The sequence below is a fragment of the Variovorax paradoxus genome (assembly GCF_009498455.1).
Lineage (GTDB): Bacteria > Pseudomonadota > Gammaproteobacteria > Burkholderiales > Burkholderiaceae_C > Variovorax > Variovorax paradoxus_H.
This window is the reverse complement of the sequence record NZ_CP045644.1, coordinates 1,761,792-1,774,769: the sequence shown is the minus strand read 5'-3', so window position 1 is coordinate 1,774,769 and position 12,978 is coordinate 1,761,792. Positions and strand designations below refer to the sequence as shown.

The following is a 12,978-nucleotide window of genomic DNA, read 5'->3' as shown; positions in this document are numbered from 1 at the left end:
CGCACAAGTGCGGTTGACGCGCAGCCGCGCCGCAGTATCCCTCAGACCACCGCGCCGGCGTTCGGGTCGTCGCCGCCGGGATCGCCGTCGCGCTTGACGGGGCCCTTGATCAAGTCTTCACGCTTCACGCCGAGCCACATCGCGATCGCGGCCGCCACGAAGCACGACGAGTAGATGCCGAAGCAGATGCCGATCGTCAGTGCCAGCGCGAAGTAGTGCAGCGTGGGGCCGCCGAAGAAGAACATCGACAGCACCACGAGCTGCGTGGAGCCGTGCGTGATGATCGTGCGGCTGATGGTCGAGGTGATCGCGTTGTCGATGACTTCGGTGGTCGTCATCTTGCGGTAACGGCGGAAGTTCTCGCGCACGCGGTCGAAAATCACGACCGACTCGTTCACCGAGTAGCCCAGCACCGCCAGCACCGCCGCCAGCACCGCCAGCGAGAACTCCCACTGGAAGAACGCGAAGAAGCCCAGGATGATCACCACGTCGTGCAGGTTGGCCAGCACGGTGGACAGCGCGAACTTCCATTCGAAGCGGAACGCCAGGTAGATCATGATGCCCACCACCACCATGGCCAGCGCCTTGATGCCGTTGGTGGTCAGCTCCTCGCCGACCTGCGGCCCGACGACCTCGATGCCGCGCTGCGTGGCCGACGGATCGACCGACTTCAGCGCCTGCATGACCTGCGCGCTCTGCTGGTCGGAGCTCATGCCCTTCTGCGTGGGCAGGCGGATCTGCACGTCGCGCGAGGTGCCGTAGTTCTGCACCTGCACTTCGGGATAGCCGAGCTTGGTGACGGCCTCGCGCACCTTGCCGATGTCGGCCGATTGCTCGTAGGCCACTTCCATCACCGTGCCGCCGGTGAACTCCACCGACAGGTGCAGTCCGCGGTGGAACAGGAAGAACAGCGCCAGCGCAAAGGTTGCGAAGGAGATGATGTTCAGCACCAGGGCATGGCGCATGAACGGGATGGTCTTGTGGATGCGGAAGAATTCCATGGCGATGGTCCTCGGCCGTTACTTGGTTTCGACCACGGCGGTGCCGTCGGCGCTACCGGTTTTAGGCCGCCAGACGGTGCCGATCGACACGGTCTTGAGCTTCTTCTTGTTGCCGTACCAGAAGTTCACGAGGCCGCGCGAGAAGAACACGGCGGAGAACATCGAGGTGACGATGCCGATGCAGTGCACCACGGCGAAGCCGCGCACCGGGCCCGAGCCGAAGGCCAGCAGCGCAATGCCCGCGATCAGCGTGGTCACGTTGGAGTCGAGAATCGTGCCCCAGGCGCGGTCGTAGCCCGCGTGGATGGCGGCCTGCGGCGAGGCGCCGTTGCGCAACTCTTCGCGCACGCGCTCGTTGATGAGCACGTTGGAGTCGATGGCCACGCCGATGGCGAGCGCCATGGCCGCGATGCCGGGCAGCGTGAGCGTGGCCTGCAGCATCGACAGGATGGCGACCAGCAGCATCAGGTTGACGGCCAGCGCGATCGACGAGAACAGGCCGAACAGTGCGTAGTACAGGCACATGAAGACCATGATGGCCAGGAAGCCGTACATCACGCTCTTGAAGCCTTTTTCGATGTTGTCGGCACCGAGCGTCGGGCCGATGGTGCGCTCCTGGATGATCTCCATGGGCGCAGCCAGCGAGCCGGCGCGCAGCAGCAGGGCGAGGTCGCTGGCTTCGGCCACCGTCATCGAACCCGAAACCTGGAAGCGGTTGCCCAGTTCGCCGTTGATCGACGGGGCCGTGAGCACTTCGCCCTTGCCCTTCTCGAAGATCAGCATGGCCATGCGCTTCTTGTAGTTCTCGCGGCTGACGTCGCGCATGATGCGACCGCCCTTGGCGTCCATGGTCAGGTCGACCTTGGGCTGATTGCTCTGCTGGTCGAAGCCGGGCTGGGCGTCGGTGAGGTTCTCGCCGGTGACGAGCACCTGCTTCTTCACGATCACCGGACGGCCGCTGCGGTCGAGGAATTTCTCGGAGCCGAAAGGCACGGGCGCGCCGCTCAGTTCGGCCGCGCGGCCTTCGGCGCTTTCGTCCACCATGCGCATTTCGAGCGTGGCGGTGCGGCCCAGGATTTCCTTGGCCTTGGCCGTGTCCTGCACGCCCGGGAGCTGCACGACGATGCGGTCCAGGCCCTGCTGCTGGATCACCGGCTCGGCCACGCCGAGTTCGTTGATCCGGTTGTGCAGGGTCGTGATGTTCTGCTTGAGCGCGGCGTCCTGCAGGCGGCGGGCCGCCTCGGGCTTGATGGTGGCGGTCAGGCGCCAGTTGGTGCCGTCTTGCGCGTCGGTGGTGCTGAGGTCGGGGAACTGGTCCACGATCAGGCGCTTGGCGGTCTCGAGCGAGGCCGCGTCGCGGAACGTCACCTCGACGGTCTGGCCGTTGCGGCTGACCTGGGTGCCGCGGATGTTCTTGTCGCGGAAGGTGGTGCGCAGGTCGCTCGCGAACGATTCGGCCTTCTTGTCGATGGCGCCCTTCATGTCGACCTGCAGCAGGAAATCGACCCCGCCGCGCAGGTCCAGACCCAGGTACATCGGGTACGCATGCAGCGACGTGAGCCACTTCGGCGAACGCGACAGCAGGTTCAGCGCCACCGTGTAGGGCGGGTCGCTGGCGTCGGGCACCAGCGCGCGCTGCACGACGTCGCGCGCCTTGAGCTGGTCGTCGGTGGTGGTGAAGCGGGCGCGCAGCGAGCCGGCGTCGAGCGTCACCAGGTCGGGCGTCAGGCCGGCCGCCTTCAGCGCCTCCTCGACCCGGGTCTGGGTGGCGGCATCGACCTTGACGGTCGTCTTGGCCGCGGACACCTGCACCGCGGGTGCTTCGCCGAAGAAATTGGGCAGGGCGTAAATGAGCCCCACGAGTAGCACGATCACGATGATCGCGTACTTCCAGACCGGGTAACGGTTCATGAGAAGGCGCTTTTCACAAGCGTTTCAGAAAGGGAACACGGCGTGACTTGGGGCCCTGCGCCGCGAAGCGCAAGGTTCAGCTCACGCTTTTATTGCTTGACGGCGCCCTTGGGCAGCACCTGGACCACCGCGCTGCGCTGGATCTTGATCTCGATGCCGTTGGCGATCTCGAGGCCGAGGTACTGGTCGCTGATCGAGGTGATCTTGCCGAGCACGCCGCCGGCCGTGGCGACTTCGTCACCCTTGGCCAGGGCTTCGATCATGGCGCGGGCTTCTTTCTGGCGCTTCATTTGCGGGCGGATCATGACGAAATACAGCACCACGAACATCAGCACCAGCGGCAGCATGCTGCCCAGCGAAGACAACATGTCGCCACCACCGGCGGCTGCGGGCGCGGTTTGTGCGAAAGCAGAGGAAATGAACAAGAGAGTCTCCAGCAGAGGGAAGAGAGAAGAAAAAGACTTCAGATGCGCAGGCCGGGCCCGCGGTTCCGCGCCCACGAAGGATGCGGGCCGCAAGTCAAAGGCTCGGCGGGGGAGGCCGCGCGCAGTCGGGCATTGTATTCGTCGCAGATGGCCGTTTCGCGCCCTTATCCGGCGCGGCGGGGAGGGCTTTTCGCTATTGTTTAAATAGCAAAGAGCGCCACAAGGGCGCTCTTTTCACGGGGAAACGGGGCCGGTGGATCAGGCCGCTGCGCGCTGCGCCTGCGGGTTGCGCCACTTGCCCAGCAGCTCGTTCCAGCGGGTGCGGGCCGCCGCCAGGTTGCGCTCCTTCACGTGGCCGTAGCCGCGGATCTGCTCGGGCAGCGCCGCGATCTCCAGCGCCAGCGCGTGGTTGTCGGCGCGCAGGCCCTTGAGCACTTCGTCGATGCTGGCGCGGTACTCGCCGATGAGGGCGCGCTCGGTCTTGCGCTCTTCGGTGCGGCCGAAGACGTCGAGCGCCGTGCCGCGCAGGCCCTTGAGCTTGGCGAGGACGCGGAAGCCCGTGAGCATCCAGGGGCCGAACTTCTGCTTTTGCAGCTGGCCCTTGGCGTTCTTCTTGGCGATGAGCGGCGGTGCCAGGTGGTAGTTGAGCTTGTAGTCGCCTTCGAACATGCCCTCGACGCGGTCCAGGAAGGTGCGGTCGGTGTGCAGGCGGGCGACTTCGTACTCGTCCTTGTAGGCCATGAGCTTGAACAGGTAGCGCGCCACCGTTTCGCTCAGCGCCGTGCTCTTGCCGACGGCCGCTTCGGCCTGCTGCACGCGGCCGACGAAGGCCTTGTATTCCTCGGCGTAGGCGGCGTTCTGGTAGCCGGTCAGGAACTCGGCGCGGCGCGCCACCAGGGCCTCGACCGTCTCGCGCTTCTTGAACTCGATGACCTGGCCCGGGCGCACGCGCTTTTGCAGCTCGTCCGGGCGCACGGCGGCCTGGCGGCCCCATTCGAAGGCGGTCTTGTTGTTCTCGATGGCCACGGCGTTCAGCTCGATGGCGCGCATCAGCGACTCGTGCGCCAGCGGCACCCAGCCCTTTTGCCAGGCGTAGCCCAGGATCATCGGGTTGACGTAGATGGTGTCGCCCATCAGCGCGGTGGCGGCGGCATCGGCGTCGAAGGCGCCCAGGCCGTCGATGCCCACGGCGCGCGCAATTTCAGCGGCGCAGGCGTCTTCGGGGTTCTGCCAGTTGGCGTTGCGCACGAAGGCGGCGGTGGGTGCGCTGTGGCTGTTGAGCGCCACGTGCGTGCGCCCTTCGCGCATGCGCGCCATGGTCTCGGCATTGATCGTGACGAGCGGGTCGCAGGCCAGGATCAGGTCGGCCGCCGCGGTGCCCACGCGGGTGGTGCGGATGTCGTCCTGCGTGTCGCCGATGAGCACGTGGCTCCAGGTGGCGCCGCCCTTTTGCGCCAGGCCCGCCGCGTCCTGCGTGACGATGCCCTTGGCCTCGATGTGCGCGGCCATGCCCAGCAGCTGGCCGATGGTGATCACGCCGGTACCACCGACGCCGGCCACCACCACGCCCCAGACCTTGCCGCCCACGAGCGACGGAATGACGGGCTCGGTCAGCAGGCCGAACTCGGCCGGCGTGGCCGCCTTGTTCTTGCCCTTCTTCTTGAGCTGGCCGCCCTCGACGGTCACGAAGCTCGGGCAGAAGCCCTTCAGGCAGCTCATGTCCTTGTTGCAGCTGCTCTGGTTGATGGTGCGCTTGCGGCCGAATTCGGTTTCCAGCGGTTCCACGCTCAGGCAGTTGCTCTGCACGCTGCAGTCGCCGCAGCCTTCGCAGACCAGCTCGTTGATGACCACGCGCTTGGCCGGATCGACGGCCGTGCCCCGCTTGCGGCGGCGGCGCTTCTCGGTGGCGCAGGTCTGGTCGTAGATGATGGCCGTGGTGCCGGCCATGGCGCGGAACTCGCGCTGGATGTCGTCGAGCAGGTCACGGTGCTTCACCTGCACGTGGTCGCCCGGAATGGTCACGCCCTCGTACTTCTCGGGCTCGTCGGTGACGATCACGACCTTCTTGGCGCCTTCGGCGTGCAGGCTTTCTGCAATCTGCAGCACCGAGTGGCCCTCGGGGCGCTCGCCGACCTGCTGGCCGCCGGTCATGGCAACCGCGTCGTTGTAGAGGATCTTGTAGGTGATGTTCACGCCCGCCGCGATGCTCTGGCGAATGGCGAGCAGGCCGCTGTGGAAGTACGTGCCGTCGCCCAGGTTGGCAAAGATGTGCTGGTCGGTCGTGAAGGGCTGCTGCCCCACCCATGGCACACCCTCGCCGCCCATCTGCGTGAAGCCGATGGTGGAGCGGTCCATCCAGGTCGCCATGAAGTGGCAGCCGATGCCGCCCATCGCGCGCGAACCTTCGGGCACGACGGTGCTGGTGTTGTGCGGGCAGCCCGAGCAGAACCAGGGCTGGCGCGTGGCGTCGGCCACGCTGGTGGACGCCTGCTGCACCACCATCGCGCGTTCCTTGGCCTCGAGGATGGCCAGTTGCGCATCGATGCGCGCGGCCATGTCGGCGCCGGCGGCGGCCAGCAGGCCGGTCTTCTTCAGGCGCGCGGCGATGGCCTTGGCGATGAGCGCCGGGTTCAGGTCGGCGTTGGCGCGCAGCAGCGTGTGCGAGGTCGGGTTGGGCATCGACCATTCGCCGCCGGAGTAGCCGTCGGCCGTGGAGCTGGCGCCTTCGTCGAACTTGCCGACCACGTTGGGGCGCACGTCGGAGCGCCAGTTGTAGAGCTCTTCCTTGAGCTGGTATTCGATGACCTGGCGCTTCTCCTCGACCACCAGGATCTCTTGCAGGCCGGTGGCGAAGTCGCGCGTGAGCTGCGCCTCGAGCGGCCACACCACGCCCACCTTGTGCAAGCGGATGCCCAGCTGGCGGCAGGCCGCGTCGTCCAGGCCCAGGTCGATGAGCGCCTGGCGCGTGTCGTTGAAGGCCTTGCCGCTGGCCATGATGCCGAAGCGGTCGTTGGGGCCTTCGATCACGTTGTGGTTCAGGCGGTTGGCGCGGATGTAGGCCAGCGCGGCGTACCACTTGTAGTGCATGAGCCGGGCTTCCTGCTCCAGCGCATGGTCGGGCCAGCGGATGTGCAGGCCGCCGGGCGGCATTTCGAAGTCGGTGGGAATGACGATGTCGACGCGCTCGGGGTCGATCATGGCCGTGGCGCTCGACTCGACGATCTCCTGGATCGTCTTCATGCCCGACCACACGCCCGAGAAGCGGCTCAGCGCAAAGGCATGAATGCCGAGGTCGAGGATTTCCTGCACGTTGGCCGGGAAGAACACCGGCGTGCCGCAGGCCTTGAAGATGTGGTCGCTCTGGTGCGCGGCCGTGGAGCTCTTGGAGATGTGGTCGTCGCCGGCCACCGCGATCACGCCGCCCCAGGCGGTGGTGCCCGCCATGTTGGCGTGCTTGAAGACGTCGGAGCAGCGGTCCACGCCCGGGCCCTTGCCGTACCAGATGCCGAAGACGCCGTCGAACTTGTTGGTGCCTTGGGGCGAGAAGCCCAGCTGCTGCGTGCCCCACAGCGCCGTGGCCGCGAGCTCTTCGTTCACGCCGGGCTGGAAGACGATGTTCTGTTCCTTGAGGAACTTGCTGGCCTTCCACAGCGCCTGGTCGTAGCCGCCGAGCGGCGAGCCGCGGTAGCCGCTGATGAAGCCGGCGGTGTTCTTGCCGACCTGCTTGTCGCGCAGGCGCTGCAGCATCGGCAGCTTGACCAGGGCCTGGACCCCGCTCATGAAGGCGCGGCCGTAATCGAGGGAGTATTTGTCGTCGAGCGTGACGGTTTCTAGCGCGCGGCGAATGTGCTCGGGCAGCGGGGCGTTCATGTCTTCTGTCTCCGTAGTGGCAGGGCTTTGTGGGCCTGGCTGATGGGTGTGGGTCTGTGCCCGGTAGGGCGCGAGCCCATGATCACGCAAAGTGTATGCCGGGGTCCGCGACAGGTGTTTGCGTTTTTTGCCCCAAAAAAGCCGTGTACAGAAAGAATCTTGCTTAACATCTACCCCCATGGAAAGCATTGACAAGTTCGACCTCGCTATCCTGCAAGAACTGCAGACCGACGGCCGCCTCACGAACGCCGAGCTGGCGCAGCGCGTGGGCCTGTCGGCGGCGCCCTGCTGGCGCCGCGTGCGCGCACTCGAAGACGCCGGCTTCATCAAGGGCTACCGCGCCGAGATCGACCGCCACAAGATCGGGCTGGGCGTGCTCGCTTTCGTGCGCGTGGACACCGAGCGCGTCACCCACGAAGCCACGCGCAAGCTCGAAGACGCGATCCGCAAGATGCCCGAGGTCGTGGCCTGCCACTACATCAGCGGCACCGGCACCTTCGAGCTGCAGGTGGTGGCCCAGGACCTGAACGGTTTCTCGGCCTTCGCGCGGCAGAACCTCATGAACCTGCCGAACGTGAAAGACCTGCACACCAGCTTCTCGCTGGGCGAAGTAAAGGCCAACAGCGCGCTGCCTCTGGGACACTTGGCCCGATGACTCTCGAAGAAAACCGCCTGCTGGCCCTGTCGCACCTGCACACCCTGGGCCTGCTGACCGACGCGGAACACGCGCAGGCGCTCGCGCACCCCGACCTGCCGAACACCGCGCTGCGCACCCCGAGCGAAGCGCTGGGCTGGGCCGCCGCCAAGGACATCGTCGCGGCGGACGCACTGCCGGGCCTGCGCGCCCGTGCCGCCCCCGGCGCGGAAGACGAGGCGCACCGCACCGTGGCGAACGCGGTGGCCATGGTCAGCGGGCAGGCGCCGGCCTGGGTGCTGTTCGAGATCGGCCTCATGGCTCACCGCCTCGAAGACGGCGTGACCGACAGCGCGCTCGACCAGTTGCAGGCGCTGCAGCTGATCGACCCCGTGCAGCACTTCCAGGCCCGCAGCCTGCTGCCCGAACAGGAACCCGAATGGGCCGCGCCCGCTTCGCCGGCCGCCACGCTGGCCTGGGCCGTGCGCACCGGCGTGCTGACGCCCGCGCAGCTGCAGGCGCTCGCCACGCCGATGTCCGCGATCTCGCCGGAAGGCCGGCAGGTCGTGGCCGACGCGCTCGCCCGCACGGAACGCGGCAGCGGCGGCCACACGAAATCGGTGCACACCCGCACCGAGCGCAGCAGCAGCGACGGCCACACGAAGACGGTGCATACCCGCACCGTGACGTGGCACAGCACGGGCGCGTCCAGCGCTTCGGGTTCGCCCCGCGCGGGCAAGGTGATCGCCGTCGTGGCGGTGGTGGCGGTCGCGCTCTACTTCCTGTTCGCCCGGTAACCGGCAAGGGGTCCCGATAGCGACCACCTAAAATGCTCGCCCACCGCTTCCCGCCGGGCGGCAAGACACAAGGACCCCGAATGAACTCCCTCCGCCGCGCCCTGGCCCTCGGCCTCGCAGCCGCTTCGCTCACCTTCGGTGCCCAGGCCCAAGCCCAGAACCGCGAACTCACCGTGGCCTCCAGCGCCACCTACGCGCCGTTTGCCTTCGAGAACAAGGACAAGCAGATCGTCGGCTTCGACATCGACATCATCAACGCCATCGCCAAGCAGCAGGGCCTGAAGATCAAGGTCGTCAACACGCCCTTCACCGGCATCTTCGGCGCGCTGAACAATGGCGACGTCGACCTGGTGATCTCGGGCGTCACCATCAACGAGAAGCGCAAGCAGAGCTACGACTTCACGCCGCCGTACTTCGCGGCGCGCCAGCTCATCGCGCTGCCGAAGAACAGCACCGTCACCTCGCTGAAGGACCTCACGGGCAAGAAGATCGCCGTGGTCAGCGCCTCCACCGCCGACGACATCGCCTCGCGCGAGTTCGGCAAGACCAGCCCCAACATCCGCCGCTTCGAGAGCACGCCGCTCATCATTTCCGAGCTGGCCGGCGGCGGCGTCGATGCCGCCATGGGCGACAACGGCGTGATCGCCTACCGCGTGGCGCAGCACGCCGAGCTGAAGACGCTCGACGACAAGTCCTTCCCCGAAGAAGGCTTCGGCATCGTCGTGAAGAAGGGCGACAAGGCGCTGCTCGACAAGCTCAGCGCCGGCCTGGCGGCCATCCGCGCCGACGGCAGCTACGTGACGATCTACAAGAAGTGGTTCAACAAGGACCCGAACGTGCGCTGAGCCGCACGGCATTTTCCTGAACACGGCCGCCCTCACGCGGCCGTTTCGTTTTTTTCGAAGACAGACAGATAGACAGAGTGGAGGACGCAAGCATGGAACAACCAGTGCTGCTTTTCGGATGGTTCCGCTGGGACATCCTCGTGGAATACAAGGACCTGTTCTGGCAGGGCGCCTGGATGACGCTGCGCATGACCGTGGTCTGCGTGCTGCTGGGCGCGAGCTGGGGCCTGTGCCTGGCGCTCGCGCGGCTGGCGCAGGCGCGCCATGCGCCGTGGACCTGGCTCACGCGCGTGTTCCTGCGCTGGCCCGCCACGGTGTACGTGAGCTTCTTCCGGGGCACGCCGCTGTTCGTGCAGATCCTGCTGATCCACTTCGCGGTGATGCCGGTGTTCATCCATCCGAGCACGGGCCTGCTCATCGACGGCGACCTGGCGCGCACGCTCAAGCAGGAGCACGGCGCGCTCATCTCGGGCGTGGTCGCGCTCACGCTGAATTCGGCGGCCTACATCTCCGAAGTGTTCCGGGCCGGCATCCAGTCGATCTCGCGCGGGCAGTTCGACGCCGGCCGCTCGCTGGGCTTCAGCCCTGCGCAGGTGATGCGCTACGTGGTGCTGCCGCAGGCGTTTCGCCGCATGCTGCCGCCGCTGGGCAACAACGCGATCGCACTGCTCAAGGACACCTCGCTCGTGTCGGCCATCGGCCTGGCCGAACTGGCCTATGCCGCGCGCACCGTGGCCGGCGCGTATGCGCGCTACTGGGAACCGTACCTCGCGATCTCGGTCGTGTACTGGGTGATGACGCTGGTGCTGACGACGCTGCTGCGCCGCCTCGAGCATCGCCTCGCCCGCAGCGACAGAGGCTGAGCCGCGCCACAATAGCGCGACATGCCGCCCATATCCCCCGAAGAGACACCCCTCCCGCCGGCCAAGCCGCAGCCCTCGAACCTCGCGGCGCTCGAGCCCCTGAAGCTCCCCGTGTTCCGCATGCTGTGGAGCACCTGGCTCATCGCCAACATCTGCATGTGGATGAACGATGTGGCGGCGGCGTGGATGATGACCTCGCTCACCTCCTCGCCGATCTGGGTGGCGCTGGTGCAGTCGGCCTCCACCTTGCCGGTGTTCCTGCTCGGCCTTCCGAGCGGCGCGCTGGCCGACATCCTCGACCGCCGGCGCTGGCTGGTGGCCACGCAGTTCTGGCTGGCCGGCACCGCCGTCGTGCTGTGCGCCGCCATCGCACTCGACGTGATGACCGCGCCGCTTTTGCTGGCGCTCACCTTCGCCAACGGCATCGGGCTGGCGCTGCGCTGGCCGGTGTTCTCGGCCATCGTGCCCGAGCTGGTGCCGCGCCAGCAACTGCCGGCGGCGCTGGGCCTGAACGGCATCGCCATGAACGCCTCGCGCATCGTCGGCCCGCTCACGGCCGGCATGCTGATCGCGAGCGCGGGCAGCGTGTGGGTGTTCGCGCTCAACGCGGTGCTGTCGGTGGCCTCGGGCTTCGTGGTGCTGCGCTGGCGCCGCGAGCACACGCCCAACCCGCTGGGCCGCGAGAAGCTCATCAGCGCGATGCGCGTGGGCGTGCAGTTCGTGCGCCAGTCGCAGCGCATGCGGGCGGTGCTCACGCGCGTGTCGCTCTTCTTCTTCCACTCGACCGCGCTGCTGGCGCTGCTGCCGCTGCTGGCGCGCAACCTCGAGGGCGGCGGTGCTGGCACCTTCACGCTGCTGCTGGCCGCCATGGGCACGGGCGCGATCATCGCGGTGCTCTTTCTGCCGCGCCTGCGCCAGGCGCTCGGGCGCGACCAGCTGGTGCTGCGCGGCGCCATGCTGCAGTCGGCCGCCACCGCCGTGATGGCCGTGGCGCCCAACGCCTGGGTCGCGGTGCCGGCGATGTTCTTCGGCGGCATGGCGTGGATCACGGTGGCCAACTCGCTGTCGGTGTCGGCCCAGCTCGCGCTGCCCGACTGGGTGCGCGCGCGCGGCATGTCGACCTACCAGATGGCGATCATGGGTGCGAGCGCGATCGGCGCGGCGCTGTGGGGCCAGGTGGCCACCGTCACGTCGCTGACGCTGAGCCTGGCCATCGCCGCCGTGAGCGGCACGCTGCTGATGCTGGCGGCCATCCGCTGGGTGACCGACGTGAGCGGCGAGGACGACGTGCGTCCCGCCCAGGCCGGCTGGGCCACCGGCCCGCCGGCCGAGGCGCCGCAGGAAGACGGCCGCGTGGTGATCACGGTCGAGTACCTCATCGACCCGTCGCGCGCCGCCGCCTTCCACCTCGTGATGCAGCAGACCCGGCGCGCGCGCCTGGGCCAGGGCGCCATCGGCTGGGAACTGCTGCACGACATCGCGCAGCCCGAGCGCTACGTGGAGCAGATCGTCGACGAGTCGTGGACCGACCACCTGCGCCGCTTCAACCGCGCCACCGCCGCCGACATGGCGCTGCGCGAACGCCGGCTGGCGTTCCACCTCGGCGAAACGGCGCCGGTGATCACGCGCTTCGTGGTGCGCCGCTGACACCACGGGCCGGGCGGGCCCTACTCAGGTGTTTTGACCACCTGCATTGTTTTGCTGGCATGCCGCTTGCAAGCGGCTGGGCAAGGGTATCCACGCATGGTCTACTTTTTTTGACCAGACGGATAATTTAGACCCTCCCACCGTTGTCACGAGGTTTGCCACGATGAATCCGCCCCCGTTGCGCAGCCGCTTCTGGTCCGACCTGACCAGTGAAGAGTTCTCCCGCCTCGACCGCGAACGGCTCATCGCCGTGCTGCCGGTGGGGGCGACCGAACAGCACGGCCCCCACCTGCCGATGTCGACCGACACCGCCACCATCGACGGCATGGTGCAGGCCAGCCTGCCCTACCTGCCCGACGACCTGCCGGTGCTGTTCCTGCCCACCGTGCCCTACGGCAAGAGCAACGAGCACTCGCGCTACCCGGGCACGCTCACGGTGTCGGCGAACACGCTGATCTCGCTGTGGAAGGACGTCGGCGCCTGCGTCGCCAAGGCCGGCGTGCGCAAGCTGGTGCTCTACAACAGCCACGGCGGCCAGATGAGCGTCATGGACATCGTGGCGCGCGACCTGCGCGAAGAACACGACATGATGGTCGTGGCCGCCAACTGGTACACGCTGGGCCTGCCCGAAGGCCTGTTCACCGCGCATGAAGGCAAGCACGGCATCCACGCGGGCGACCTCGAAAGCTCGGTGATGCTGCACCTCACGCCCGACTACGTGCGCCGCGACCAGTTCCAGAACTTCAGCTCCCTGACCGAGCAGATGGCCGCCGAAAACAAGTTCCTGTCGATCACGCCCAGCGGCAAACTCGGCTGGCAGATGCACGACATCAACCCGGCCGGCGCCGCCGGCGATGCCACGCGCGCCACGGCCGAAAAAGGCGCCGCGGTGCTCGACCACGTGGGCCAACGCTTCGTCGAACTGCTGCACGAGATCGACCGCTTCCCGATGGAGCGGCTGGCCAACGTTCCCGCCTGGCGCTGA

The 12,978-nt window shown here is 67.4% G+C and carries 10 protein-coding genes; 6 read left to right on the top strand and 4 right to left on the bottom strand.

Annotated elements, in window-relative coordinates:
- Window positions 1-41: 41 nt before the first annotated feature.
- The 4 genes from secF to GFK26_RS08000 form a co-directional block, all read right to left on the bottom strand.
- Entirely contained in the window at window positions 42-1,001 is a 960-nt protein-coding gene (gene secF, locus GFK26_RS08015; RefSeq protein WP_153281534.1) for a protein translocase subunit SecF, read from the bottom strand.
- Between the two features lie 18 nt (window positions 1,002-1,019).
- A complete protein-coding gene (gene secD / locus GFK26_RS08010) occupies window positions 1,020-2,912 on the bottom strand; it encodes a protein translocase subunit SecD (protein WP_153281533.1) in 1,893 nt (630 codons plus the stop codon).
- 89 nt (window positions 2,913-3,001) lie between these two features.
- Complete coding sequence (yajC, locus tag GFK26_RS08005; RefSeq protein WP_099793994.1) at window positions 3,002-3,337, bottom strand: preprotein translocase subunit YajC; 336 nt, start codon at window positions 3,335-3,337, stop codon at window positions 3,002-3,004.
- 258 nt (window positions 3,338-3,595) lie between these two features.
- Window positions 3,596-7,207, bottom strand: a complete 3,612-nt coding sequence (locus GFK26_RS08000) for an indolepyruvate ferredoxin oxidoreductase family protein (protein WP_153281532.1) — start codon at window positions 7,205-7,207, stop codon at window positions 3,596-3,598.
- Between the two features lie 178 nt (window positions 7,208-7,385).
- Between GFK26_RS08000 and GFK26_RS07995 the strand changes: the two genes are divergently transcribed.
- The 6 genes from GFK26_RS07995 to GFK26_RS07970 all read left to right on the top strand — a co-directional run bounded on the left by GFK26_RS07995 (window position 7,386) and on the right by GFK26_RS07970 (window position 12,978).
- The gene (locus GFK26_RS07995; protein ID WP_153281531.1) at window positions 7,386-7,862 is read left to right on the top strand and encodes an Lrp/AsnC family transcriptional regulator; all 477 of its coding nucleotides are present in this window, start codon (window positions 7,386-7,388) and stop codon (window positions 7,860-7,862) included.
- Window positions 7,859-8,638, top strand: a complete 780-nt coding sequence (locus GFK26_RS07990) for a hypothetical protein (protein WP_153281530.1) — start codon at window positions 7,859-7,861, stop codon at window positions 8,636-8,638. The genes GFK26_RS07995 and GFK26_RS07990 overlap by 4 nt, the downstream gene beginning before the upstream one ends.
- Window positions 8,639-8,718: 80 nt before the next feature.
- Window positions 8,719-9,483: a basic amino acid ABC transporter substrate-binding protein gene (locus GFK26_RS07985; protein WP_153281529.1), complete on the top strand. Its 765-nt coding sequence runs from the start codon at window positions 8,719-8,721 to the stop codon at window positions 9,481-9,483.
- A 92-nt stretch (window positions 9,484-9,575) separates the two neighbouring features.
- Window positions 9,576-10,346 carry an amino acid ABC transporter permease gene (locus tag GFK26_RS07980; protein ID WP_153281528.1) on the top strand — a complete coding sequence of 257 codons (771 nt, stop codon included), beginning with the start codon at window positions 9,576-9,578 and terminating at the stop codon, window positions 10,344-10,346.
- Between the two features lie 21 nt (window positions 10,347-10,367).
- Entirely contained in the window at window positions 10,368-11,993 is a 1,626-nt protein-coding gene (locus GFK26_RS07975; RefSeq protein ID WP_153281527.1) for an MFS transporter, read from the top strand.
- 163 nt (window positions 11,994-12,156) lie between these two features.
- Window positions 12,157-12,978 (top strand): creatininase family protein, encoded by an 822-nt coding sequence (locus GFK26_RS07970; protein WP_153281526.1) that lies wholly within the window; start codon window positions 12,157-12,159, stop codon window positions 12,976-12,978.

Bases quoted from the DNA above. Each gene is read 5' to 3' on its own strand.
- GFK26_RS07990 (WP_153281530.1), top strand. From the start codon at position 7,859: ATGACTCTCGAAGAAAACCGCCTGCTGGCCCTGTCGCACCTGCACACC.
- GFK26_RS07980 (WP_153281528.1), top strand. From the start codon at position 9,576: ATGGAACAACCAGTGCTGCTTTTCGGATGGTTCCGCTGGGACATCCTC.
- secF (WP_153281534.1), bottom strand. From the start codon at position 1,001: ATGGAATTCTTCCGCATCCACAAGACCATCCCGTTCATGCGCCATGCC.
- GFK26_RS07985 (WP_153281529.1), top strand. From the start codon at position 8,719: ATGAACTCCCTCCGCCGCGCCCTGGCCCTCGGCCTCGCAGCCGCTTCG.
- GFK26_RS07970 (WP_153281526.1), top strand. From the start codon at position 12,157: ATGAATCCGCCCCCGTTGCGCAGCCGCTTCTGGTCCGACCTGACCAGT.
- GFK26_RS07975 (WP_153281527.1), top strand. From the start codon at position 10,368: ATGCCGCCCATATCCCCCGAAGAGACACCCCTCCCGCCGGCCAAGCCG.
- GFK26_RS07995 (WP_153281531.1), top strand. From the start codon at position 7,386: ATGGAAAGCATTGACAAGTTCGACCTCGCTATCCTGCAAGAACTGCAG.
- GFK26_RS08000 (WP_153281532.1), bottom strand. From the start codon at position 7,207: ATGAACGCCCCGCTGCCCGAGCACATTCGCCGCGCGCTAGAAACCGTC.
- secD (WP_153281533.1), bottom strand. From the start codon at position 2,912: ATGAACCGTTACCCGGTCTGGAAGTACGCGATCATCGTGATCGTGCTA.